Source organism: Chryseobacterium sp. C2(2020), assembly GCF_014218915.1.
Classification (GTDB): domain Bacteria; phylum Bacteroidota; class Bacteroidia; order Flavobacteriales; family Weeksellaceae; genus Chryseobacterium; species Chryseobacterium mucoviscidosis.
The window spans coordinates 135,184-160,001 of record NZ_JACLCT010000004.1; the positions used below are offsets into that span (position 1 = coordinate 135,184).

At 37.4% G+C, this 24,818-nt stretch carries 18 protein-coding genes and 1 riboswitch; of the genes, 2 read left to right on the plus strand and 16 right to left on the minus strand.

Annotated elements, in window-relative coordinates; genetic code table 11:
• Positions 1-12: 12 nt before the first annotated feature.
• From H6W52_RS04035 to H6W52_RS04070, 8 genes are all read right to left on the minus strand, one after another.
• Positions 13-2,589, minus strand: a complete 2,577-nt coding sequence (locus tag H6W52_RS04035; RefSeq protein ID WP_116096663.1) for a T9SS-dependent M36 family metallopeptidase — start codon at positions 2,587-2,589, stop codon at positions 13-15.
• Between the two features lie 74 nt (positions 2,590-2,663).
• Positions 2,664-3,179 (minus strand): tetratricopeptide repeat protein, encoded by a 516-nt coding sequence (locus H6W52_RS04040; RefSeq protein ID WP_087708189.1) that lies wholly within the window; start codon positions 3,177-3,179, stop codon positions 2,664-2,666.
• Entirely contained in the window at positions 3,166-3,864 is a 699-nt protein-coding gene (prfH, locus tag H6W52_RS04045) for a peptide chain release factor H (protein ID WP_116096661.1), read from the minus strand. The genes H6W52_RS04040 and prfH overlap by 14 nt, the downstream gene beginning before the upstream one ends.
• The gene (locus H6W52_RS04050) at positions 3,843-4,430 is read right to left on the minus strand and encodes a hypothetical protein (RefSeq protein WP_116096659.1); all 588 of its coding nucleotides are present in this window, start codon (positions 4,428-4,430) and stop codon (positions 3,843-3,845) included. The genes prfH and H6W52_RS04050 overlap by 22 nt, the downstream gene beginning before the upstream one ends.
• A 6-nt stretch (positions 4,431-4,436) precedes the next feature.
• Positions 4,437-4,982: a hypothetical protein gene (locus tag H6W52_RS04055; protein WP_116096657.1), complete on the minus strand. Its 546-nt coding sequence runs from the start codon at positions 4,980-4,982 to the stop codon at positions 4,437-4,439.
• Between the two features lie 87 nt (positions 4,983-5,069).
• Complete coding sequence (locus tag H6W52_RS04060; protein WP_116096655.1) at positions 5,070-6,461, minus strand: RtcB family protein; 1,392 nt, start codon at positions 6,459-6,461, stop codon at positions 5,070-5,072.
• A 10-nt stretch (positions 6,462-6,471) separates the two neighbouring features.
• Entirely contained in the window at positions 6,472-6,960 is a 489-nt protein-coding gene (locus tag H6W52_RS04065) for a hypothetical protein (protein ID WP_116096653.1), read from the minus strand.
• Between the two features lie 36 nt (positions 6,961-6,996).
• Complete coding sequence (locus H6W52_RS04070; protein WP_116096651.1) at positions 6,997-7,734, minus strand: hypothetical protein; 738 nt, start codon at positions 7,732-7,734, stop codon at positions 6,997-6,999.
• Between the two features lie 701 nt (positions 7,735-8,435).
• On the opposite strand from H6W52_RS04070, the gene H6W52_RS04075 reads away from it, so the two are divergent.
• A complete protein-coding gene (locus H6W52_RS04075) occupies positions 8,436-9,386 on the plus strand; it encodes a fasciclin domain-containing protein (protein WP_116096649.1) in 951 nt (316 codons plus the stop codon).
• Positions 9,387-9,466: 80 nt separating this feature from the next.
• Here the strand turns inward: H6W52_RS04075 and H6W52_RS04080 are convergent, their stop codons facing one another.
• Together H6W52_RS04080 and scpA are read right to left on the minus strand one after the other, a co-directional pair.
• Positions 9,467-9,967, minus strand: a complete 501-nt coding sequence (locus tag H6W52_RS04080) for a hypothetical protein (protein ID WP_076393842.1) — start codon at positions 9,965-9,967, stop codon at positions 9,467-9,469.
• Positions 9,968-10,033: 66 nt separating this feature from the next.
• Positions 10,034-12,151: a methylmalonyl-CoA mutase gene (scpA, locus tag H6W52_RS04085; protein ID WP_116096647.1), complete on the minus strand. Its 2,118-nt coding sequence runs from the start codon at positions 12,149-12,151 to the stop codon at positions 10,034-10,036.
• Positions 12,152-12,364: 213 nt separating this feature from the next.
• Between scpA and H6W52_RS04090 the strand changes: the two genes are divergently transcribed.
• Positions 12,365-12,628 carry a hypothetical protein gene (locus H6W52_RS04090; protein WP_123891937.1) on the plus strand — a complete coding sequence of 88 codons (264 nt, stop codon included), beginning with the start codon at positions 12,365-12,367 and terminating at the stop codon, positions 12,626-12,628.
• Between the two features lie 88 nt (positions 12,629-12,716).
• On the opposite strand, the gene H6W52_RS04095 is transcribed toward H6W52_RS04090, so the two are convergent.
• The 6 genes from H6W52_RS04095 to H6W52_RS04120 all read right to left on the minus strand — a co-directional run bounded on the left by H6W52_RS04095 (position 12,717) and on the right by H6W52_RS04120 (position 24,273).
• The gene (locus tag H6W52_RS04095) at positions 12,717-15,686 is read right to left on the minus strand and encodes a reprolysin-like metallopeptidase (RefSeq protein ID WP_116096645.1); all 2,970 of its coding nucleotides are present in this window, start codon (positions 15,684-15,686) and stop codon (positions 12,717-12,719) included.
• Positions 15,687-15,792: 106 nt separating this feature from the next.
• A complete protein-coding gene (locus H6W52_RS04100; RefSeq protein WP_228457520.1) occupies positions 15,793-17,838 on the minus strand; it encodes a prolyl oligopeptidase family serine peptidase in 2,046 nt (681 codons plus the stop codon).
• A gap of 137 nt (positions 17,839-17,975) precedes the next feature.
• The gene (locus H6W52_RS04105) at positions 17,976-18,641 is read right to left on the minus strand and encodes a hypothetical protein (RefSeq protein ID WP_116096641.1); all 666 of its coding nucleotides are present in this window, start codon (positions 18,639-18,641) and stop codon (positions 17,976-17,978) included.
• 251 nt (positions 18,642-18,892) lie between these two features.
• Complete coding sequence (prfA, locus tag H6W52_RS04110) at positions 18,893-19,978, minus strand: peptide chain release factor 1 (RefSeq protein ID WP_087708166.1); 1,086 nt, start codon at positions 19,976-19,978, stop codon at positions 18,893-18,895.
• A gap of 566 nt (positions 19,979-20,544) precedes the next feature.
• Positions 20,545-21,846: an APC family permease gene (locus H6W52_RS04115; protein ID WP_116096639.1), complete on the minus strand. Its 1,302-nt coding sequence runs from the start codon at positions 21,844-21,846 to the stop codon at positions 20,545-20,547.
• Positions 21,847-21,849: 3 nt separating this feature from the next.
• Positions 21,850-24,273 (minus strand): TonB-dependent receptor plug domain-containing protein, encoded by a 2,424-nt coding sequence (locus H6W52_RS04120; protein ID WP_116096637.1) that lies wholly within the window; start codon positions 24,271-24,273, stop codon positions 21,850-21,852.
• A gap of 94 nt (positions 24,274-24,367) precedes the next feature.
• Positions 24,368-24,471, minus strand: a riboswitch (SAM riboswitch).
• Between the last annotated feature and the right edge of the window lie 347 nt (positions 24,472-24,818).

A 24,818-nucleotide genomic window follows, 5' to 3' on the forward strand; every position in this document is an offset into this window, starting at 1 on the left:
TGATTGAATAATTTATCTAACAATCAGTTTTTCTGACTGAGTTTTTTCACCCTGTCTGATGTTTACCATATACACTCCTTTTTGTAATCCTCTGGTTGAAAATGCCTTTTTGGAAGTGTTTTCACGCGTATCGGAGAATACTAATTTTCCTGACATATCGAAAAGTTTTACCTTAACATCTTCCTTGGATTTATCAATATTTCCGACAAAGAATTCATCATAGGTAGGATTTGGAAAAACGACATATTTAGTTTCTGCATTTCCGGCTTCCTGAGTTGCCAATACAATATCACATTCTGCAGGATAGGTAAAACTTTCTACCTGATCTGTTCCTACGGTTTTGCTTCCGGCAGAAGCTGCTGTTCCCAAGCCTCTTTTAGCAAAGGCTTTCCAGATCATACATTTGTCTACTCCTCCTGTTTTAACCTGATCTGCCTGAAGAATGGCATCTCTTCCGTCAATAAATGTAGGACTGCAGGCCTGAAGTTTCAGCCCGTCCATTACCAATTGTAAAATTCTGGCATTTCCCGAATTCGGATTGGCTAAAACATCACTGTTATACCCATATTTCTCTACATATTTCCACGTAAGATCCCAAAGCATGGAAGACCATACAAATCCTATGGAGTGAGGATTTCCAGTCATAGAATTAGTATTGTTATACGTATATCCGTTTACTGTAAAGTCCGGTGAATATTTTGCAGGTCTGATTCCGTTTCCTGTTGTTGCCTGTTCCGCAACATAGGTTCCCATTCCTCTCGCAAGAGAAGATGTATCTCCGGGTCTGGTCGTAAGCATCAATGCAAAGTAGTCTGACCATCCTTCTCCCATCTGTTCGGTAGAGTTGGTGGAAGACAGACAACTGTAGCCCTGTCCCGTCAGTCTGTTGGAAATTCCATGACCATATTCATGAACAACAACGCCATTATCTAAACTTGAATGTTTAAATCCGTTAAAATCATTAATCAAAGTTGCGTTGATGGTATTTCCTCCGGAAACCTGTGCTACTAAAAATTCGCCTTCAGTTTTCCCCATATTAATTGAAGGGATAGTAACCTGATCTCCATAGGTTCCGGCTCCCATTGTTGCGGGTGTATCTGTACTTGGTCTGTAAACAATAACACCTACTGCACCTGCATTCTGAGCGTTTAGAACTTTAAGGCTGTATTCGCAGGTAGTACTGGTTACAACAGCAATTTTTCCTGTAAGACTTCCTGCTGCGGGTTGTGTACATGCATCCGCCGGCGAAGAAACTGCGAGATCTCCTGTTACAGACTGACCTTCAAACAACAAAGTTCCAAAAGATGCTGTACCTGTTAAAACTTTTGGACGACTTGCAACGGTAGAGGGAGAATTATACTGATACCGTGAAATAGGATCTGCGCTTGTCTGTGCTCTTGCCCAAAGATACATCTGCATTCTTGGCGCAAGAAGGTAAGTTGTTCCGCTGATTACCGTTTCGTATCCTGAATTGAAATTGGCGTTATTCAGTCCGCTTCCGTCGAACGCTTCTGCATTTACTGCATCTCCGCTAATTCCTCCGTTTCCAAAATTATTTGTTTGAAAATTTCTTGCCGATTCTGTGAATCCAAATTTATAAAATACATCATGAATCTTATTATTTAAATAAAAAAGATTGGTAATGGCTGCATCTTTGTGCGTAAAAGGATTGATGTATCTTCCTTCTGCATATGTGAAATCAAAATTTCTTGAAGCTCCGCCGTCCGGAGAATATCCCGGTGTATTTGCATTTGCCTGATCGGAGTAAGCGTACACATTATTTCCTCTTGTATTGGTATAGCTTGCTGTACCTGTAGAATGCCATCCTTCTGGTGACGCCGTGAGATCCCAAGGATTGTTTACAACAGAGCGGGATCCGAAACTTGGTGCTTCTACCGGTAGAGGAAAAACATTATAAGAGGCATTAGACGGAACCAATAATGAAGTCGTTTTCTGAGAATCTGAACTTTCCGTTGTAAATTTTACAGGTTCTGAATAAGAATTCTCTTCACCGCTTTCGCTATGATCAAAATTACAGCTTACCGTAAGATTGTCTTTAGTAAGTATTTCTCCTGTGGAAGCATCTGCAATTACGTGCCATACATCTGAAGATTTCTTATCTGAAACAAAAATCTCTTTTGCCAGTACCAATACATTATTTTTGTCGAAATAAACGTCCGGCAGGTATTCTGTTCTTAATATTTCCTGCAGGTTTAAATTTTGCTTCAGTGTTTCTTCGGGAATTCTTTCTTTTGAACTTCCCTGATTTCCGATAACAATCTCTTTTTTGAAATCATTTTTTTCAGAGATTATTTTTTCATCTTTTATCAGAACTTTACCTAAAGCATTGTACACACGAAGACCGTTGTAAGTCTGCTGTACATTTACAATATTTACTCCAAGACTTTTGGAATTATCTTCATTAAGAATAATAAATCCGAGCTTATTATCAAAACTATTTTTCTGAGTAAGCTGTGCATTTTTTTTATAGTAATCCTGAATCAGTGATTTAGAATTTTGCGCATTTACTGTGCTGTAAGCGAACATCACCGCTACAGAGAGTGGTATATAAAATATATTTTTATTCATGTGATTGATTTTAAGCAAATCTAAGATTTTTTATGAATGGCTGTCAAAAAAATATATTATGTTAAAAAGGAGACTTATTTCGTCTCCTTCGCTTTTTTCATCTTCTTTTTCTTCGGCATTTTTGATTTGATGAATTTCTTCCGGTCTTTCACCACATTCAGGCTGTATTCTGTAAAACAGTATTTTGCAGATTCATCCAGAAATTTCAATGCATTGGCAAAACTTCCTCTTTTTTCGGAAAGCAAAGCTCTGTAAAACCATAAGGTTGCTTTGTCAATTCCCTTGATTTTTAAAGAATAATCAATCAGTTTTTCTGCTTCGTGATAATCTTCATTATCCAGAAGACATTTAATATAATATTGCGGTGTATTAAGATTCGTTACGTCACACTGCATGGCTTCTTCAAAGTACAGCTTTGCCTTTTCATAATCGGATAACATTTCGCTGTATATTCTTCCCATGAGACAAAGACTGTCTGCGTCTTCAGGATCATAAGACAACGCATAGTTTAATGCTTCGAGACACTCCGGCAAACTGTACGGATAGTTGTCTAAAGCCTCAAAATAGTATTTATTTTTAGTTAAGGTCATTGTTATAGTTTTTTAATTCGTTTTTCAGTTGATTTCTTTGTTTTTTGAAAGATTTCTCCTGATAATTCTTTTTGAAATCGATTCCGGAAAAAGTACGGATCGGATTTCCACGCTGAACATTCAGATGATTGTTCCATGTTTCCTGCATTCTTTTTTGAAGCTGAATGATGTTCTGTTCCAGCACTTTTGCTTTAAGTCTTTCAATCGAAAGTTTTTTATTTTCCAACTGTGAACGCGAATCCTGAACGAAAACACTTTGTCCTGTCGGAATGTGCGTTGCCCGAACTGCGGTATTCACTTTGTTTACGTTTTGTCCGCCGCTTCCCTGACTTCTGGTTGTCTGAAACTGAATATCTTTTTCATTAAAATTGATTTTCTCCAATCCTTCCAGTTCAAAAACGCCAATAAACCAATTGCTTCTTTTATGCAATTTCCGGAATCTACTTTTGCCAATCCAGCAAATGCTTCCTAACCATGTACTTAAAAATTCATTAAGATTTTTTGACTGTAAAAGCAAAGTCACCGATTTTAACGTGAGGTTTTCATCGCCATTTTCACGGTGAATGATTTCATAATCTATATTGTTATTTTTTGCCTCTTCGAGAAAGACCTTCAGAACTTTTGCAACTACCCATTGGCATTCTAAAGGCCCTCTTCCTGAGGTTATTTGTATGAGTTTTTCCATTTTTGTAAAATTTTTAAAATTGCCTCTCTGTTTTTGGCTTCTTTAATAAATGTCGGTAATCTTTCTACCATTCGCATTCTGTAAGGTAATCTTGTTCTTAAATCTGATGAAACATAATTCTCCATTTCCAACAGATGCTCTCTGTTTCTCGCCCAGAATAATTTCCCTTTAAAATCTGCCTGAAAATAATACGGACAACCGAAAACAGGATCGTGAATTAAACCTTCTTCTTTGGGAAAAGAATTCAAATACTTTTCAGTTTTTGGCTGAATTTGAAATTGAGAATCACATGCATCACATTTTACATTACTGATTTTAGGCTTTTCTTTTAAGTTGCCTTGCTCATAACGAATGGGATGTGCACAAATCGGGCAATAAAGATTGACAAAAGCTTTGTACACCACAAGATCTAATGCATTCTTCTGTAAATCGCAATGTCTGCACTTCAGAGTTGCCTGTTTATAATTGTGTTCATTTTCCACGACAGCATCTTCACCGCAATCCGGACAGACTACGAGAAGGTTTTCGTAATATCTGAAATGTTTCTGTTTGTATATTTTTTTCATTTCAATCTATTTCGGCATTTCACTTAATTTCGGATGACCAACAGGATCAATCCTTTTCTCCAGTAAATCTTTTGCAGCCATAACTGCCCAACATTTATCGCTGGAATGAATGTTTCTGTAGAACGTGAGCAAAACTTCAGGCTTTACAACGGTAAATCCGTTAGCTTCAACAGTTTCAAGATCATTTCTTTCAAAGAAATCGATTGTGATCCTGTGGAATTTTCCGTTTTCCAGCTCAACCGTTTTCTCATATCTTCGGAAATTCTCTTCGCTCTGAAGATGATCGTACCTTGTCCATACCTTTTGGAAACCTTCTTGCTGTAGGATGATGGCAACTTCTGCTACGTTTTCTTTTTTCACAAAGACATCAATATCCTTATGGTCGTGCGCGTGTTTGTATTCCGTATGCCCGATTTCAGACATAAAATGCCACGCCCAACCTCCTGAAATAATAATTTTATCTTTTAATTTTTCTAAAATTTCGAGTCCGCTTTGAATCCTAAATTCCGGCCAGACTTCACCGTATCTTTTTATATTATGTGGTGCTCCCATTTTTTTTGTTTTTTGTTGGCGGTTGATGGTTGTCAGTTGATGGCGTTAAAAATTCTAAGAACCATCAACCAAAAACTAACAACCATTTTACTTATCCATTCTAACAATTCTCGGTTGGAATGTTCCCAGAATATCCACCAGTTCGCTTTGCGCGTTCATCACTTCGTTGATGTCTTTGTAAGCCATTGGTGCTTCTTCTGCATTTCCGCCCATTAAGATGACATTCTTCAATTTTAATTCTTTTTTAATGTCATTTTGAGTAAAAAGGCTTCTGCATTCGCCTCTTGAATGCGCTCTTCCGGCTCCGTGAGAAGCAGAATTCAGAGAATCCGGATTTCCTTTTCCTCGAACGATGAATCCTTTTGCCGTCATGGAACCGGGGATCATTCCCAATTCGTTTTCATTTGCCGGAGTTGCTCCTTTTCGGTGAACGATTACTTCTTTTCCGTTATGGATTTCTTTCCATGCAAAATTGTGATGGTTTTCGATCTTTGCTTTTACTCTTCCTCCTACCGCTTTTACAAGTCTTCTGTGAATATCATCGTGACAGGCTGAAGCGTAATCTCCCGCCAGATTCATTGCGGTCCAATATTCTAATCCTAGATGCGTATTCAGATCCAGCCATGCAAATTGTTGAGCTTCTTTCGGCAAAGGACACTGTTCTGCTGCAACTCTGGAATAATACTGGGCGATTTCTGCTCCCAATCCACGCGAACCGCTGTGTGAAAGGATTCCGAGGTATTTTCCTTTTGGAAGTCCGATCTGTTCATCTTCTTCCGTAATTTCCACTTCTCCGAATTCCACAAAGTGGTTTCCGCCGCCGGAAGTTCCCATCTGTTTGATGGCTTTTCCTTTTAATCTTCTCAAAACCGGAATCATATCGAAGGTATCTCTGTCGAAAATCTCGTGGTCGACGTGAGATTTGTGGGTTTCGTACATTCCGAATTTGGTATGTTCAGCAAGCGCTTTTTCGTATTTATCTCTTGCTCCTTCAAGATATGAAATGGGCGTATCCAAAATGCTGAGGCTCATTCTGCAGCCAATATCCATCCCGACTCCGTAAGGAATTACGGCATTTTCTACCGCGAGAACGCCTCCGATCGGAAGTCCGTACCCGCTGTGCGCATCGGGCATTAAAGCTCCCTGTGTTGAAATAGGCAGTTTCAATGCTGTGTACAGCTGATTTTTTGCTTCATCTGAAATATTGTTTCCGAAAATATTGAATGTCGCCCGATGTGTATTGAGCATTCTTTTCTCGGTTTTCTTGGATGAAAGCAAAGCTTCCGCAATCTGTCCGAAGGTTAAATCTTTTTCAAAGTTTTCGGGATTCACCAGAATATCTTTTAGAATAGATTTTACGTGATGGATGTTTTTTGTGGCAAAGTTCCTTTTCATCACTTCCAAAGCGATGTTCACACTCTGGTTGTTTGGATAGCCTAATTTTAATATATCTTTTCCTTTAAGTTTTAAATTTCCCATTGTTTTTGTTTTAATTGTCTTCCCAAATGACAAGGCATTTCTTATCCTGCCAGAATTTTTCTAAGGTCATATTGGGATTTCCTGTTACTTTAATGGTAAGAGGACTAAGTCTTACACTGAGTTTGTGTGATCTGCTTCCATAGGTTCCTATGTCTACCATCTCGTTGCCCAAAAGCGTAAGATTTTTGTTTTTTAAATATTTATAAATTGCAGGAAGCTGTAAATCTGTTCCTCCCGTCATTTCTGCATGTGGATTCCGTAAAGCTTTGGCTGTATGAATAAGCTCCTGTAAATCATTCGGATGATTTTCAAAATGTTCTTCATAACTTTTGTAATAGATGGTTTCCAAAGCATCTTCCTGTGCTACAAATTCATTGTTTATAAAATATCCGATCTGCCAGTTTTCGCCATATTTATGGTTCCAATCCTGCTGTCTTTTCTGCTGCTGTTTTATATTTCCTGCTTTTCCTATTTTTCTTTCTGCAACTTTCCAGGTCATGCTTACTTTTTGTTGTTTAATGATTGATCTGAAAAATTAAAATTCTCCGTCTGTAAATATTTCTGCAAGCTCTTCTGCGGAGATCCTATAATTAAAATATTTTCTCACGTTAGTTTTCCTTTTGTATTTATCCCTCCATTTATTGGGTTTCCCATAAATGGTTTTTTGAATAATTCCTATTACTTTGTGCTGATTTAAATAGGAGTCTAATGCATTATATTCTCTTTCTAAATCCTCATCTAAAGGTTTATAGTGGGTAATGATATTCGGTTTTACTCTCAATACAAATCTCCACGGCTCAATGAATTCATAATATTCTTTAATCAGTCTATTATTATGAGCGTAATATTCTCTTTTTACAAAATACTGCCTTTCGCGTTCCGTTAAACCAAATTTCGGATTGTTCCATTCCCAGGGAAGAACGTTTGCGGTTTTCTGTTCTTTTTCCACGTAAATTCTTCGTCCGAATTTTCTTTTCTTTTTTAGAAATTTTCGGGTGTCGGAGTACATTTCCGTATTGATTTTCTTTAAAAGATTTTCGAAAAAATCGCCGTCTTTAGAACGTTTTACATCATCTCTTACAACAAAGAATCTTACAAATCCTTTCTGATAAGGTTTTTCCAGCGGAATGAGCGGAGTATTCCTTCTTAATTTCCAGACTTCTTTATGACGTTTATATTTTTTAAGTATTTGTTTTTCTACATCTTTTCTTATAATTCTTTTTCTGCTTCTCAGACTTCTTATTCGAGAATACAGAAGATGATCTTTTTCCATTTGTTTGCCGGATTTCAGAATTTCTGAACCATTTTTTGCATTAAACCATCTCCAACTAAACCTATAGTTGAATTTACTTTTACCATTCCTCGGTAAGATTTTTCTTACGATGAAATGATGATACGGATCCTTTTTTTAGCCCAGATTGCAGCGGCATCCTTTTTTGTTGCGACCTGCGCTTCGCTCCGGTCGTAATAAAAAAGATACAGCGGAAAGCTGGAAATAGCTTCAGATAAAAAATGATCTGCTATCTGAAAAAATCCTAATTTCTAAAAAAAGATTTTCGGGGAAACTGTTTTAAGTTTGAAATATTGCGCAATAAAAAACCCGAAATCTCTACGACTTCGGGTTTTGATATTTCATTGTACTGTTATTCTAAGAGTGTACCAAACCACGAAGCCTCGCCTTTGCAAAAGGCAATCCTACTGTTGAAAGCTGATTGGATATGAACATTGCTTCGTTGTTTTTAAATGGTTAAACTTTATTTTACATTGCAAATATATAAATTTTTCTGAATATCAAAATTATTTTTTAGTTTTTTTATTAAATCTGTAATTCTTTTTTAATCGAAACTCCTTTTTTCACCTATCTCTTTTTATGATCTAAAAGATAAACTGATAAAAAAGTAAATTTATTTTACTAAAATAAATAAAAAGGTATAATATTTGCCTATAAGATTTTACATCTTAACAAATAATATTATGAGAAATTTCATTAAACCTCTACTCTTTTCAGGAGTTGCTATGCTTAGTATTATCTCCTGCGATGACAATGACGACAACATGATGACTGAGAAAACAACTTATGAACTGGTTTCTTCAGACAGTAACTTAAGCAGTTTAAAAGCTGCCATTGACAAAGCAGGTCTTTCTGCTACTCTAAACCAAAGCGGAACTTTTACACTATTCGCCCCAACAAATGCCGCTTTTGCAACTTTTTTGCAAGCAAACGGATATGCAAGTCTTAATGATGTTCCTACAGATGCTCTGAAAACTCTGCTGATGAATCACGTTCTGAATTCTGAAGTAAAAGCTGCAGCAATTTCTACCGGCTATGTTTCTACTCTTGCTATGGGATCTGCTTCTTCCACAAGACCGATCAGTATGTTTATCAATACGAATGGCGGTGTAAAAATTAATGGGGTATCGAATGTTGTTGCCACAGACATTGATGCCAACAACGGAGTTATTCACAAAGTAGATGCGGTTATCGGTTTGCCAACTATTGTTACTCATGCAACGGCAAATCCTCAGTTTACGTCTTTGGTTTCTGCTCTTACAAGAAGTGATATGCCTAATTTTGTTGGAATTTTAAGCGGAACTGCCAATTCTCCGTTTACGGTTTTTGCGCCTACCAACAGTGCTTTCTCTTCTCTTCTTACTGAAATTGGAGCGGCTAATCTTGCAGCCATTCCAAAAACGACTTTGGAAAATACCTTGAAATATCACGTCGTTACCGGAGCTAATGTAGGATCTAATAATCTTACAAACAATATGATGGTTCCAACTTTCCAGGGTGGAAGTTTTAAAATTACCACAACAGGCGGTGCTAAGATCACAGATAACAACAACAGAGTTTCTAATATTATTGTAACCGACGTACAATGCAGCAACGGAATTATCCATGCAATTGATAAAGTTTTGCTACCCTAATTGTTTTTTTTCATATAATATTTAGCAAAATAGGCTGCCTCATTTCTGAAGCAGCCTATCTTATTTTTTAATTTTTATATTTAATCTTTAGATCCCAGATCATCCATCGGATCGTCCATTCCTTTGATGATATTGGAATGGTAAACTCTTTCTGATCCTAAGAAGTAAATATTGTGTCTTGCTTTTGCTATAATTCCGTTATACTCTTCTTCCGTCATTCCTTCAGGAATATCTGTTTTTTCTTCCGCTGGTTTTCTGTATACCTGCAAAGCTCCGTTCTTATTCAGCACTGAATTTGCGGAAACCGCCTGTTCCAGATTATCGGCATAAACGATAACATTATTTTTTCCAATACTGTGTTTTCTGTACGCATCAAGCATATCATTGTCATGCGCAAAGGTATATTCAAAAAATCCTTTGGTCTGCTCATCTTCCTGATAATTGTCGGTTGACAGTCCGCTTTCAAGGTTTGATCTGGAAATAATGATATTTGCTTCATCAAAGCCGTTTTCTTTTAAATCTTTTTTAATTTCTTCTGTATCTACCGTTACAGGAAATACGGAAACTACTGTATAAGCCATAATATTTTGTTTTGATTATGGAGTACAGTACAAAAGCTGTGCAACTTATCTGGTGAAAAGATTAATTTAATTTAAAAATTTATCCAGAATATCTACTGCGCACTTTGGAAGGTTGGTTCCCGGACCAAATATGAAATCGGCACCGTTTGCATAGAGAAATTCGTAATCCTGCTGAGGAATTACCCCTCCTACAACAATGGTAATATCGTCTGCTCCGAGTTTTTTAAGTTCTTCAACCACCTGCGGAACCAAAGTTTTATGACCTGCCGCCAAAGAAGAAACTCCTAAAATATGAATGTCATTTTCTACCGCCTGTTTTGCTACTTCTTCCGGAGTCTGGAATAATGGTGCTACATCAACATCGAATCCCATATCTGCAAATGCGGTTGCGACTACTTTTGCTCCTCTGTCGTGCCCGTCCTGTCCCATTTTGGCGACCATTAATCGTGGGCGGCGTCCTTCTTCCTCCTCAAATTTCTGAGTAAGATGTAAGGCTTTTTCAAAATATTCGTTTTTCCCTGCATTCATGGCGTAAACTCCTGAAATTGTTCTGATGTTGGCTTTGTATCTTCCGAAGCTTTCTTCCATCGCATCGCTCATTTCGCCCAGCGTTACTCTTCTTCTTGCGGCTTCAATACATAAGGCTAAAAGATTTCCTTTTCCAGATTTGGCACTTTCACGGATTTCATCTAAAATCTGATGCACCGCTTCGGAATTTCTTTCTGCCTTTATTTTATTTAATCTTTCGATCTGCTTTCTGCGGACTTCCGTATTGTCGATGTCTAAAATTTCAATGGCATCCTGCTTTAATTCTGATCTGAAAGAATTAACACCGATGATAAATTCTTCCCCACTGTCAATTTTTGCCTGTTTTCTTGCTGCCGCTTCTTCAATCCTCATCTTTGGAATTCCTGCTTCAATGGCTTTCGTCATTCCGCCTTCCTGCTCTACCTCATCGATGTATTTCATCGCTTCTTCAATCATCTGCTGCGTAAGACTTTCCACTAAATTACTTCCGCCCATCGGATCTACGACATCGCAGATTCCGCTTTCCTGCTGAAGAATAATCTGTGTATTTCTTGCAATTTTTGCTGAATAATCTGTAGGAAGTGCAATCGCTTCGTCCAAAGCATTGGTATGAAGAGACTGTGTTCCGCCCAACGCTGAAGATAATGCTTCAATCGCGGTTCTGGTAATATTATTGAAAGGTTCTTGTTCCGTTAAAGACCAGCCTGAAGTCTGTGAGTGGGTTCTTAAAGCTAAAGATTTCGGATTCTGAGGGTTAAACTGCTTTAATAATTCAGCCCAGATATATCTTGCTGCCCTCATTTTGGCAATTTCCATGAAGTGATTCATCCCGATTGCCCAAAAAAATGAGAGTCTCGGTGCAAAATCATCAACATTCATTCCTGCTTTTATTCCTGTTCTTACGTATTCTAAACCATCTGCAAGTGTATAAGCCATTTCCAGAACCGGAGTGGCTCCGGCTTCCTGCATATGATAACCGGAAATTGAGATGGAATTAAACTTCGGAATATTCTGAGAAGTATATTCGAAAATATCTGCTATGATCTTCATGGAAGGTGCAGGCGGATAAATGTAGGTATTTCTCACCATGAATTCCTTCAAAATATCATTCTGGATGGTTCCTGAAAGCAAATCCTGAGAAACGCCTTGCTCTTCTGCCGCCACAATATAGAAGGAAAGAATCGGCAGAACGGCTCCGTTCATCGTCATGGAAACTGAAATCTGATCCAAAGGGATTTCATTGAATAAAATCTTCATATCCTCCACAGAATCAATCGCTACTCCCGCTTTTCCAACATCGCCCACAACTCTCGCGTGATCGGAATCATATCCTCTGTGTGTCGCCAGATCGAAGGCAACGGAAAGACCTTTTTGTCCCGCCGCCAGATTTCTTCTGTAAAAAGCATTGGATTCTTCTGCCGTGGAAAAACCCGCATACTGACGGATCGTCCATGGTTTCTGAACATACATTGTAGAATACGGACCTCTTAAATAAGGTGCAATTCCCGGAGAAGTCTGCGTTAATTCCTGATTTTTAACGTCTTCTGCCGTATAAGAAGATTTTAACTGTAAGCCGTCTTTCTCAAAAGGATAGACTTCTGTTTTCTTTTCGGTAATAGTGAATTGAGGAGTTTTATTCTGAACTGCCCTTCTCATAATTTCAGATTTAATAGATGGCTAAAATTACACATTTTTGAGGGAATATTTTTTAAATAAAAAAAGCGAAACTGCAAAACTGCAAAATCGCTTTTTATGTACTCACTAATCGTAATTTTTCAATATCAATTAAAGAAATAAGTACAAACTACAAACAACTGCTAAAACCTTCTTCTGAGATTTAATGAAGGGGAAAAACATTTCCCTTCTTCAGTGGCGGTTTTCATATCTGTACATTATATTCTTTCAACTGTACATTACATTCTTGCAACTGAAAGTAATATTTTAGCGCCTGTAAGTTATATTCTTGCGCCTATATTTTATATTCTCGCGTCTGTAAGTTATATTCTTCCTACTGTAAATTACATCCTTGCAACTGAAAGAAGTGTTTTAGCACTTGTAAGTTATATTTTTATACCTGTAAACCATATTAGGATATACAGAAGTACGGTTTTCATTAAATCCTTTATCATTTAATATCCTGTTTTATATTTTCGGGAATGCTGAATAAAAAAATAATCCGGATAAAGTTTATCCGGATTATTTTGAATCTATGTTAAGAATATTACTTCTTGATTAACTTAGTGCTGTAAGATTTCTCCCCATTTTTAATCGCAATTACATATACCCCTTTTACTAAAGTGGATACATTAATAATCTGATTGCTAAGATCTCCCTGAAGTACCAGTCTTCCATCGGCACTGTAGATTTTATAATCTGCTTTACCTTTGATATTCTTCACCCCAACAAAGTCTTCTGCCGGATTCGGATATATAGAGATATCGGATTCTGCATTATTTTTAACTTCATCCGTAGCAAGAACTGTATCTGTAATCTTCACTCTGAAGTCCATTGTTCCTCCTGCAGGACTTACAGAACCACAAGCTGAAGTAAGAGGAGTATTAAAATTACCCGCAACTCTCATTAAAGTCGTTTTATCTCCTGAATAAGCAGTTGTAGGAACTGTAAAGCTAGCAGAAACCGCTCTTACACCGGAAGCAGCATTAGGCGTACCACTGTTTGAAAGAACTTTTTCTGAAGCTTCGAATACACCATTTCTGTTATAATCGATCCAGACATTTAGTCCCATCGGATTACTAACATAATCTGAAGTAGACAAACCATATACTGCTACAGAATATGCTGTTCCTTTCACAAGATTAATTACATTGGCAGGAACCTCAGTAATATCTTTATAAGATCTGAAAGTAGCATCTACATAATTAACATTCGCCAACTGAACACGTCCTATTGCTCCAAAGTAAGGAAGCGGACTGTTCAGTACACAATAATCATATCCCGTTCTAAGACCTTTTGTTTTGAAAGTATAAACTCCTGAGAAAGTTCCGGGAACAGTATTTACCACTGCAGCAACTCTTACTTCATAGCTGGTTTCATCCTCAAGTCCCGTTAAAGAAATTGAACTAACACTGCTTGAAGCCGTCGTCCAGTTTGTATCCCCTACTTTTCTGTAATTTACTGAATACGTTGCTCCGGGTACTGCATTCCATCCTACAATAGCCGATGTTCTCAGTACATCAAGATCTCTTGTTTTCAGACCTGTAGGCGCATTTGTAGTAGAAGTCGGCGCAGCCGCTACTGTAATCTGTGGAGAAACCGCATAGAATACATTCCCAATTGCAGAAATTCTTAATTTAACAGCACCAGTTAAACTTGCAGGCATTTGCCCTGTATAACTTCCGGTATTTGGTGTTGATGCAACCAAATCTGTCCATGTAGTTCCATTATCCGTTGTATAATCAATCTTTACATTTGATACATTATATGGTGCAGCATTTGTATTTACCGCATCCCATAAGATTGTATTTGAAGCATTGTTGTAAAGTACTGTCGCGTCGGTGATTCCATTAAATTTAAATGGCCCGTCGTTACCCACTGTAACTGTTGTTTCTGAAGAAGAAACCATTGGTCTTACCGGGTTTTCGTCTCTTACAGTCACTGCGTACTTTAAAACTCGGGGAATATAAGATACTGTTTCCCAATCAGTTTTATTAATTAAATTACCTGCCATTACAGTAGATAATTTAGGGAAATATCTTCTTCCGCTGGTTGTTCCAAAGTATGATCTTGTTAATGCTCCCACCGGATTGAATCCCCATCCGCTGTCTCCGGAAATAGAATTGGTTGTTCCTACAGTATCATACTGCTCCCAATTGTATTTAAACACATCATTCTGTGCATCAGTAGCTGAAGCTTCCAAATAATAAGCTGTTCCCTTAGGAATGGTGTAAGCTGTAAGAGGAGCAATAGAAGGAGCTGTGTTTGTGGTAATCGTCTGTTCTGTACCACAAGCACTTTTGCTATCAAGATTTGTTAGAATCTGATCAATTGATGAATAGTGAAAATACGCATCAGAATTCAATTGAACGTTATCTGGAGTAATTCCCGCATATGCCATAATAGTTGTTCCTCCTCCGGGTTCAACATTTACAGCCGTTCCTTCTGTAATATTAGAAAACGTATGGTTTCCTCCAAGCTGATGTCCCATTTCGTGGGCTACATAATCTATATCAAATGTATCTCCTACAGGATTTGTATTTTGAGTGAATGCTGATCCTTTTGCTAAAGTAGTAGTTGTTGCCGGATCTGTACAGATACATCCGATACATCCTGCATTACCATTTCCTCCGGCAGCATTGAAAACGTGACCGATGTCATAATTGGCATTCCCAACCTGAGAAGTTAAGGTTTGCTGTAAGTTTAAGTTCAGATTACCCGTATATGGATCTGTCGTTGGATCTGTATAAATAATTCCCGGTAAATTCTGAATAAGTAATTTTATACCAAATTCTTTTTCGAAAACACCATTCACACGGGTCATTGTTGCATTCATTTGGGTTACTGTATTTGTAATTCCTCCTGAAGGATCAAACAGTTTTGTATATTCTCCCGTTGTAGAAAGCGCCAAACGATACGTTCTGTATTTTGTAATAGAAGGTCTGTTTGTAATTCCTACACTAGAAAGATTTTTTTTTCCGTTTTCTAAAAGAGATTTAATATCCTTGATGTTTTTTTCTTCTGTACCACATTCAAACCCTTGGTCGCTCTGTGTTCTCTTGGACTTATAAAAAACGCCGTATGTTTTTTTATCCTTAGTAATAGGTTCTATAAACTGAAATACACCATCTTTAATAATCATTGTCTGGATTTCAGTAGGCGATGTACTGAATCTAAGATATTTTGAAGGATCATCCACTCCTACACCTACGTAAGATCCAAGCCCGTAGGTATCTGCCATGGATTTTTCCATAACAGGATTGCTATATACCGCAAACTTTTCAACTTTACCCTCTACAGTCGGTAAAGAAATAATAACAGGTTTTGCTCCATTTCCTGTCTCAACAGCATCTTTCAAAAGGTTTCTAAGTGTTGGTAAGTCTACTTTGTAAGCATACTTCACTTCAACTTCTTTTCTAATTTCAGAAACTTTCTGAGAAGATGGCTCCCATCTTTGTGCATAAGCAGAGGTAGCCATACCCGCTAATGCACAAACCAGTAAAATTCTTTTTTTCATAATAGCCAATTAATATTTTTAAATATTCTAAACAAATATAACTTGAATGGAAAATTACAAAAAAAATGGCTAACATTTAATATATCAGCCATTTTTAACATTTTGATTATTTTTTCAGGTTTTTAATCCCCATTTCATACAACGCAAAAGAAATCAGATCTGCATTTTCTCCGATCACCTGTTCCGTAGATCTTCCGGCTCCGTGACCTGCGTTTTTCTCAATTCTCAGTAAAATCGGATTGTTACAAGCCTGCTTTTCCTGTAATTCTGCACCAAATTTAAATGAATGCGCCGGAACCACTCTGTCGTCGTGATCACTGGTGATAATCATGGTTGAAGGATAACAGGTTCCTGCTTTTACATTATGAACCGGAGAATAAGATTTTAAATAGTCAAACATTTCTTTGTTGTCTTCCGCAGTTCCGTAATCGTAAGACCAGCCTGCTCCTGCGGTAAATTTATTATACCTCAACATATCCAGAACGCCCACTCCGGGAAACGCTACTTTAGCTAAATCAGGACGCATCGTCATGGTAGCTCCTACTAGCAAACCACCATTTGATCTTCCTGAAAGCGCCATGAATTGTTTGGAAGTATAGCCTTTGCTCTGTAAATATTCTCCTGCTGCGATGAAATCTTCAAAAACATTCTTCTTCTGCATTTTTGTTCCTGCATCGTGCCATTTTTTACCGTATTCTCCGCCACCACGAATGTTCGGAACGGCATAGATTCCGCCGTTTTCCATCCAGATTGCATTTACAACAGAGAAAGCGGGCTGTAAGCTGATGTTGAATCCTCCATAGGAATAAAGAATCGTAGGATTTTTACCGTTAAGCTTTGTTCCTTTTTTGTAATTGATCATCATCGGAATTTTTGTTCCGTCTTTTGAAGTGTAGAAAACCTGTTCAGAAATATAATCTTCGGGATTGAATTTCACTTTTGGCTTCTGATACACTTCCGATTTCCCTGAATCTGCGTTAAATTTATACGTTGTTCCGGGAGTGATGTAATTCGTAAAAGAGAAGTACAGTTCTTTTTCAGTTTCCTTGCCTCCGAATCCGGAAACGTTCCCTTTTCCGGGAAGGGAAATTTCACGGATCAGTTTTCCGGTTCTGTCATATTGTTTTACCTGATCAATGGCATCAATCATGTAAGTTGCGAAGAAATATCCTCCTCCTGTTGTAATTCCTAAAACATTTTCGGTCTGAGGAATAACATCTTTCCATGTTTCGGGAGCCGGATTTTTGATGGAAGTTTTTACCAGACGCATATTCGGAGCATCTTTATCCGTAAAAATATACAGATCATCACCCTGCGTATCAACAATGCTCACATTGATATCAAAACCTTTATTAATCTGAACAAAATCGCCGCCGTTCTTCAGATCCTTTATATACAGTTCATTTCCGTTGGTTGCGTTGGCTGCAGAAATAATCAGATATCTTTGATCTTCGGAAACTCCCGCTCCTAAATATCTTCTCGGTGTTTTTTCTCCGCCAAAAATCAACTGATCATCGGATTGTTTGGTTCCCAGTTTATGAAAATACACTTTGTGCTTGTCTGTCATTCCGGAAAGTACGGTTCCTTCTTTTGGTTTGTCATAGCTTGAATAATAGAAACCTTCATCACCCTGCCATGAAATTCCGCTGAATTTTACATCAACAAGGGTTTCATCAATCTGTTTTTTTGTTACAGCATCGATGATGATGATTTTGTTCCAATCGCTTCCTCCTTCCGAAATAGAATACGCAGCCAAATTTCCTTTTTTGTTGAAAGAAAGCTGTGAAAGTGAAGTGGTTCCTTTTTCTGAAAATTTATTCGGATCCAGAAAAACTTCGGTTGCTTTTGTTTTGTTGTTGGTTCTGTATAAAACCGACTGCGCCTGCAATCCGTCATTTTTATAATAATACGTATATTCTCCTTCTTTGAAAGGTGCCGAAATCTTTTCATAATTCCAGATGTCTCTCAACTGATTCTTGATTTCGTCTCTGAAAGGAATTTTAGAAAGATAATCCTGACTGTGTTTTACCTCATCATCTACCCACTTTCTGGTGGCTTCAGAATCATTCTCCAAATCCCGGTACAGATCTGCAACGGCAGTTCCGAAATAGGTATCGGTTTGTGTTCCTTTAACTGCTTTTGGATAATTCATTTTTTGTGAATAAAATGTTGCCGAAAAAAGAACTCCGGCTGTTAATAAAATGGGTGTGATTTTCATATTAAGCTATTTCCCCAAAAATAAGGAATCTGTTTTAAATAAAAAAAGCTGTCCTAAAACAGCCTTAATTTTTAATTGAAATTTCTCAGATAAAATTCATTTAGCTTCCAGTTTAATTCCTGTGGACCTCCGTTCCAGTAGTAAATGGCGTCATCAACCTTAATCTGATAAAGGTTGAATTTCTGTTCTGTGGAAACGATTTTGTCTGCTTTTTTTAACTGATTGGTAACATCAATAAGGTATTTCTTCATTTCTCCTGCACCTATTTTTTTAATATCTCCGATATTAAGCATCAGATTATGAGAAGGCACTTTAAAACTTGCTTCGTATGTAACTTCAGAGAATCCGTTTCCTTTAAATCTTTCATCATTTATGGTTTTAATTTCTTTTATCCTGTATTTCGCCTCGGCAAAATTCTGCATTAAAGCGCTGAAATAATTTTTAACTTCAACGGAGCACGCAGATGCCACATTTACAGAAAGACCGGAAAGAAAAAGTTGGGTATAATCATCAATCTTTTCGTTGTAGGTGTCTTTAAGTTTCATTTTGTGGGTACTTTCTTTTCCCAGAAAATTAATAAGATAACTGTTGAGTTCTTTTACAGATTCATCATCATATTTAACGAAAGAATTAAAGTAAAGATTAAAAACACTTTCAGGCTTTAGAATATTTTGGGATTTTAAGCTTTGAAAGCAAAAGAGAAGTATTGCCAGAAAGGCAATGTGAAGTTTTTTCATAAGTACGGTACATTTTTCAATTTTAGTGTATAAAAAAACTCCTGAATGATCAAGAGTTGACGTAAAAATACATTAATTATACCATGAAACCCTTTTTTTTAAAATTATTTTTAAACAAGCATTTACAAAACAACATAATCAATTGATTTAAAAACATTTAAACACCACATAATTCAAACAATGAATTAAGCTCAAAATAAAAGTCTCCGGAAATACTCCGGAGACTTACAAAAGATTTTATGGTAAAGATTTTATAAACTTTCTTCTTCGCCTTTCATTTTTTCGGCGTTTTCTGCCATGATAACGGCATCGATCATTTCGGAAATATCTCCGTTCATGTATGCATCTAAGTTATACATGGATTTGTTGATTCTGTGATCTGTAACTCTTCCCTGAGGATAATTGTATGTTTTGATCTTTGCAGAACGGTCTCCCGTAGAAACCATTGTCTTTCTCTGTGCTGCAATATCTCCCTGAACTTCCTGCAATTTGATGTCGTACAATTTTGCACGAAGCATTTCCATCGCCAATTCACGGTTGGCTAACTGCGAACGAGCCTGCTGACAAACCACCACCAATCCTGAAGGTTTGTGCGTAAGCTGAACTTTAGTTTCCACCTTGTTAACGTTCTGCCCTCCTGCTCCACCGGAACGCGAAGTCTGCATTTCGATATCTGCCGGATTAATTTCCACATCCACTTCTTCGGCTTCCGGAAGAACTGCAATGGTAATGGCAGAAGTGTGAACTCGTCCCTGAGATTCTGTTTCAGGAACACGCTGTACACGGTGAACTCCAGATTCGAATTTCATGATTCCGTATACACCTTCTCCTTCCACTTTCATGATGAGTTCTTTGTACCCTTTAGCCGCTTCGTTGGAATCTGTAACCTCATGTCTCCATCCTTTCGTTTTGAAGTACATGGAATACATTCTGTAAATATCTTCCACGAAGATGGCTGCTTCATCACCTCCAGTTCCGGCACGAAGTTCCACGATAACGTTTTTGTCATCAGCAGGATCTTTAGGAATTAATAAAACTTTTAATTCTTCCTCCAGTCCCGGAATTTTTTCCAGCGCTTCGTTTTTTTCGATTTTTGCCAGTTCCACGAAATCTTTATCAGATCCGTCGGCAATAATTTCGTCGGATTCTTCAATCGTATCCAACGCTCCTTTATATTGATCGTAAACTTTTACAATTTTCCCCAAATCGCTATATTCTTTGTTCAAAGAAGAATATCTTTTTTGGTCTGAAATAACATCAGGCTGTATAATAAGGTCTGCCACCTCATTATATCTTTGTTTTATAGCTTCTAATTTTGGAATTAATGATTTAGACATTATGAAAATTTTGTGGGTGCAAAGATACGGATTATTAATTCAATTTTAAAACTAATAGTTTGTCATCCTGAATGAAGCATATGCGTATTGAAGAATCTTTTTTTAACTCAATGTTTGCAACAGTTTTTGAATTAACCGCTTTTTTAAGCGCAAAGTTCGCAGGGTTTTTCTTTTAAATGTTTGTAATTATTTTCGGTCGCAACGGCGTTTCACTCAGCAAGTGATAAAAATGTTTAAATGATTACGTAATAACTTGTTGAAATTAAATCGCCTCAAATGATCTCAAAAATATATTCTGCTATCATTTGCTGAGTGAAACGCTCTTGCGAACATTTTTTTTCAAAGCTAATTCAATTATCCTTGCGAACTCTGCGTTAAAAACAATACGTAATTGTAATGATTTCTTACGTAATAACTTCTTGAAATTAAAGTGCCTCAAATGATTTTAAAAATATAATTCTGCTATCATTTGCTGAGTGAAACGCCCTTGCGAACATTTTTTTTCAAAGCTAATTCAATTACCCTTGCGAGCTGTGGGTTAAAAACAATTTTTGATTGTTTTACGATTAATTTAAATCAACAGATAATTTTTTATCAATTAAATACAAAACAATTCCCACAGCAACAATTCCTAATCCGATGATGCTTTCTTTAGGATTATGAATCAACGTGAAATACAAAATGTAGATGCTGAATAACAAAAAAACCGTCGGAAACATATAAAAAAGATTGGATTTGAATATTTTCCGATCTTCCTTTTTTATAAAATATACAGTTGAAATTGCCAGACTGGCAAATAACTGCAGAATAAAAGCGGTATAAACAAAGATTTCCTTAAAACTTCCCGTTAAAATAATCAGCGTTGCAATTACGGCATGGGCAAAAATGGCACGGACAGGAATTCCCTTTCTATTTCCGACCGATAGAGATTTCCAGAGTCTGTTTTCTTTTGCAAAAGCCTGTGTCAAACGGGAACCTACCCACAAATAACCGCTGATGGTGGCGACTAACTGTAAAGCAATAAAAATATTAACTATTTTACCAAAAGTATTTCCCAGCATATTATTGGCAGCTTCTCCCATTACATCTTCTTTTCCCGCCAACTGATCTACCGGAGCATGCTTCAGCATGATAAAATTAACCAAGAGATAACAAACGGTTACGAAAACAGTTCCTACAATGAGTGATTTTGGTAGGTTTTTCTGAACATCTTTTATTTCTCCCGCAATGTAGGAAGCAGAATTCCAGCCGGTGTAAGAATACGTTACAAAAACCAAAGATGTTGCAAAAGCCGGAAGCATGATTTCCTTTTGCCATGAATCATCTAATTTCAGGCTGTTTCCAATTGTTTCTGAGTCTGAAATTCCGATTCCTATGATAATGAGAACAATGATGAACGCAATTTTTATCAATGTAAAAAAATTATGAAATCTGCTTGAAGCTTGTAAGCTGAATGACAAAAAAACGGAAACCAGAAAGATAATTCCGATGGCAAAGCTGTTTCCAAAAGAAACATCGAAAGCAGAAAGGTATTTCGACATCGCCAAAGCTGCCAATGCAACGGGAGATGAAAAACCGATGATGAGGGAAATCCAGCTCACGAGATACCCTAAAAGCGGATGATACGTTTCTTTCAGATAAATAAAATCTCCGCCGTTCCCTTTGAAATGGGAACCTAATTCGGCGTAACAAAAGGCTCCGAACAAAGCAAGAATTCCTCCAATGAACCAAAGGAGGAATATGCTGTAGGTATTCGTAATATCGGTAAGCTGAAAACCGAGTGTTGTGAAAATTCCGGTTCCGATCATATTCGAAACAACAATTGCCACTGCGGTTTTCCAGCCGATCTGGTGTGAAGTTGAATTCATTAACTAAAATGTAAAATTAAACCTTCCGAAGAAGTAATTTCCGAGAGTTCCCATCTGCACCGGAGCATATTTGAAAACTCCAAAATACGAATTTTCATACATCTGAAGATCCGGAAAGACATCAAACACATTATTGGCTCCGACGGTTAAGTTAATATTTTTTGTAAAATTATATCCTACACTCACATCGGTTACTACTTTCGGATTAAATTCCTGAACTCCTCCAAACGGATATCCGTCGCGGATCACTTTCCCGAAGTAAGTATTTCTCACCAGAAAATTAAATTTTCCGACTCCGTAATTCAATCCTAAAGAAGCTTTGGTTTTGGGAGACAGACTTTCAATGATATTGATCTGGTCGGGTCCGAAAAATTCATTCTGCGGTGTCTGAAGATTAGCCGGGAAATGGAAATCTGTAATTTTTGTTTCGGTATAATTTCCGGCAAGATTGATATTTAAATTGCCTCCTCCTATTTTCCAGTCGTATGCAACTACCAGATCTACTCCTTTGGTTTCCGTATCAACGGCATTGGCAAAAAATCTTCCGCTTTCCACACCATAAACCGCCAGTCGGTCGTCTGTAATATTACTTGTAATCACGATCCGGTCTTTTACTTTAATTAAATATCCGTCAACCGTAATAGAAAGTTTATTTACCGGCTTTAAAGTAAATCCAACGCTTCCGTTCACCGAAGTTTCCTGTTTTAATTTGTCGAAGCCAAGTGCTTTTGCAGCTTCGCTGTCGTTGTTAAAAATTCCTTTGGTAACAATTGAATTTCCTGTGGTGGAAATATCTGCATAAGAATTGTTAAAATACTGCTGCTGAAGAGATGGTGCTCTAAAGCCTGTTCCCACCGCAGCACGAACTGCATAATTTTTTGCGAATTCGTACCTCACTGCTAATTTTCCGTTCAGTGTACTTCCAAAATCTGAATAGTTTTCGAATCTTCCGGCAAGGTCTACATTTAATTTTTTATCCAGATCATAAGAAACATCGGCATAAACCGCAGTTGAATGTCTGGATTTTGAAAGTGCGTTTTGTGGTGAAAATCCAATAAACGACTGCGCTCCTCCTGCTCCGGAGATATTATCCGGATTGGTAGTCGCCGTCACAGGATTTCCGAAAACATCATATCTCATATAGGAAGCCTGATCTCCTGCTTTGATGTCGTACTGCTCAAACCTGAATTCTCCACCGAATGCGATATTGAAGTTCCTGATGTTTTTTGAAACGTCAAGATTAATTGTATTCTGAAGAAAACTGTGTGCTCCTGCATAAAAATCCGTTGGTGACTTGGCTCCTAAAGATGTATTGACGGTGTTGCTTACATCATAATTGAATGTATTGCTTCCGAATGTATTGCTAAGATCAAAAAACCAGTCGTCTTTATTATATTTTGCTCCGACTGCATAAGAAATGTCATAGATTTTCGAGCCTAAAGTCGGCTGAAAACCGTTCGGATAAATAGAATACACATTGTTTGAAGTTTCACTCGGCAATCTTCTGAAACCGTAACCCTGTCCTTCTTTGATACTGAAGCCTCCGAAGGAATATATTTTAAACTGATCGTTCAAAGGATATTCGGAATTAAAAAATAACTGTGCCTGCTTTATTTTTGCATCACCAATCTGGAAGTTAAAATCGTCCCGGGTTAAACCATTGGCAAGAATTTTCTGATCATCTAACGCTTTTGCAGCATCAAAATCCGGAGCAAAATCATACGCAAAGTTGTCTCCGTAAATATCCAGATTGTGATTCTGCGTTCTTGTTGTTTTTCCTCGTTGGTTTAATTGCAGGGATAAGCTGATATAGCCGTCCTTCTTCCCTAAAGAAGTTCCGTAGTTGGCTGCTGCCTGATATGTTTCACCATCATTTCTTCCGGAAATTCCGTAATTAAGACTGGCAGTTCCACCCAGATTCTTTTTAAGAATAATATTGATGACTCCTGCAATGGCATCAGAACCGTATTGTGCCGCCGCGCCGTCTCTCAGAACCTCAATCCTGTCGATTGCGATTACCGGAATGGTGCTTAAGTCTGTTCCTACAGAGCCGTTTCCGACTGTATTCTGATAATTAACTAAAGAAGTAGTATGTCTTCTTTTTCCGTTAACGAGAACCAGAACCTGATCGGGTCCCATTCCTCTCAAAGTAACAGGATCGATATGTTCTGTACCGTCTGAAGCCGACTGCCGGACTGAGTTGAAAGACGGGATAACATAATTCAGTAAATCCTGAACGGTAATTTGCGGTGAAGACTGCTGTATTTTTTCGATGTTGATGATGTCTACCGGAACCGGTGTTTCCAGTTTTGTGCGTTTTGCATTTCGGTTTCCTACAATTACGACATCTTCTATCTGCTGTTCTTTTTCCTGTGCCGATAAAAATCCTACCGCCAAAAGGAATACGCTTACGCTGAGCTTCTTCATTCTTTTCAGTGCTTTAAAAAATTTAGTTTAAAAATGTTTGCAGAAACAAACAAAAAGACCTTCAAGAAGCTGGAATTCATACGGAATACAGAATCACTTATCTTCCCCCAATCGGGTTGGAATTAGCACCTTTTCATCAGAAAATGTCGGTTGCTAAGGTTTCTCAGGGCCAAATCCCTCCACCTTTCTTGATAAATCTACTGCAAAAGTAGACTAATAATTTTTAATCTGCAAACCAATTTAGAATTTGAATTTTTCAGAGCTGCCAAAATTGTGAATAAGATGTGGATAACGCGTGAATTATGTATTAGGAACATATTAATTTCATGTTGGTATGCAAAAATTAATTGTCGATAAATAATTTTTCAATTGTGAGTAAAATATGAATAACCTATTGATAAAGTATGAATATGATATGGACAACCTCCTATTTTAGTGTGGAAAAAATTGTGAATAAAGTATTGAAAAGCCGTTAGTATCGTATTAACAAACTCTATTTTTACTGCGGATAAAATATGAATAAACAAAAAAGAGACCGCTTTTCG

Bases quoted from the DNA above. Each gene is read 5' to 3' on its own strand.
- H6W52_RS04035 (WP_116096663.1), bottom strand. From the start codon at position 2,589: ATGAATAAAAATATATTTTATATACCACTCTCTGTAGCGGTGATGTTC.
- H6W52_RS04040 (WP_087708189.1), bottom strand. From the start codon at position 3,179: ATGACCTTAACTAAAAATAAATACTATTTTGAGGCTTTAGACAACTAT.
- prfH (WP_116096661.1), bottom strand. From the start codon at position 3,864: ATGGAAAAACTCATACAAATAACCTCAGGAAGAGGGCCTTTAGAATGC.
- H6W52_RS04050 (WP_116096659.1), bottom strand. From the start codon at position 4,430: ATGAAAAAAATATACAAACAGAAACATTTCAGATATTACGAAAACCTT.
- H6W52_RS04055 (WP_116096657.1), bottom strand. From the start codon at position 4,982: ATGGGAGCACCACATAATATAAAAAGATACGGTGAAGTCTGGCCGGAA.
- H6W52_RS04060 (WP_116096655.1), bottom strand. From the start codon at position 6,461: ATGGGAAATTTAAAACTTAAAGGAAAAGATATATTAAAATTAGGCTAT.
- H6W52_RS04065 (WP_116096653.1), bottom strand. From the start codon at position 6,960: ATGACCTGGAAAGTTGCAGAAAGAAAAATAGGAAAAGCAGGAAATATA.
- H6W52_RS04070 (WP_116096651.1), bottom strand. From the start codon at position 7,734: ATGGAAAAAGATCATCTTCTGTATTCTCGAATAAGAAGTCTGAGAAGC.
- H6W52_RS04075 (WP_116096649.1), top strand. From the start codon at position 8,436: ATGAGAAATTTCATTAAACCTCTACTCTTTTCAGGAGTTGCTATGCTT.
- H6W52_RS04080 (WP_076393842.1), bottom strand. From the start codon at position 9,967: ATGGCTTATACAGTAGTTTCCGTATTTCCTGTAACGGTAGATACAGAA.
- scpA (WP_116096647.1), bottom strand. From the start codon at position 12,151: ATGAGAAGGGCAGTTCAGAATAAAACTCCTCAATTCACTATTACCGAA.
- H6W52_RS04095 (WP_116096645.1), bottom strand. From the start codon at position 15,686: ATGAAAAAAAGAATTTTACTGGTTTGTGCATTAGCGGGTATGGCTACC.
- H6W52_RS04100 (WP_228457520.1), bottom strand. From the start codon at position 17,838: ATGAATTATCCAAAAGCAGTTAAAGGAACACAAACCGATACCTATTTC.
- H6W52_RS04105 (WP_116096641.1), bottom strand. From the start codon at position 18,641: ATGAAAAAACTTCACATTGCCTTTCTGGCAATACTTCTCTTTTGCTTT.
- prfA (WP_087708166.1), bottom strand. From the start codon at position 19,978: ATGTCTAAATCATTAATTCCAAAATTAGAAGCTATAAAACAAAGATAT.
- H6W52_RS04115 (WP_116096639.1), bottom strand. From the start codon at position 21,846: ATGAATTCAACTTCACACCAGATCGGCTGGAAAACCGCAGTGGCAATT.
- H6W52_RS04120 (WP_116096637.1), bottom strand. From the start codon at position 24,273: ATGAAGAAGCTCAGCGTAAGCGTATTCCTTTTGGCGGTAGGATTTTTA.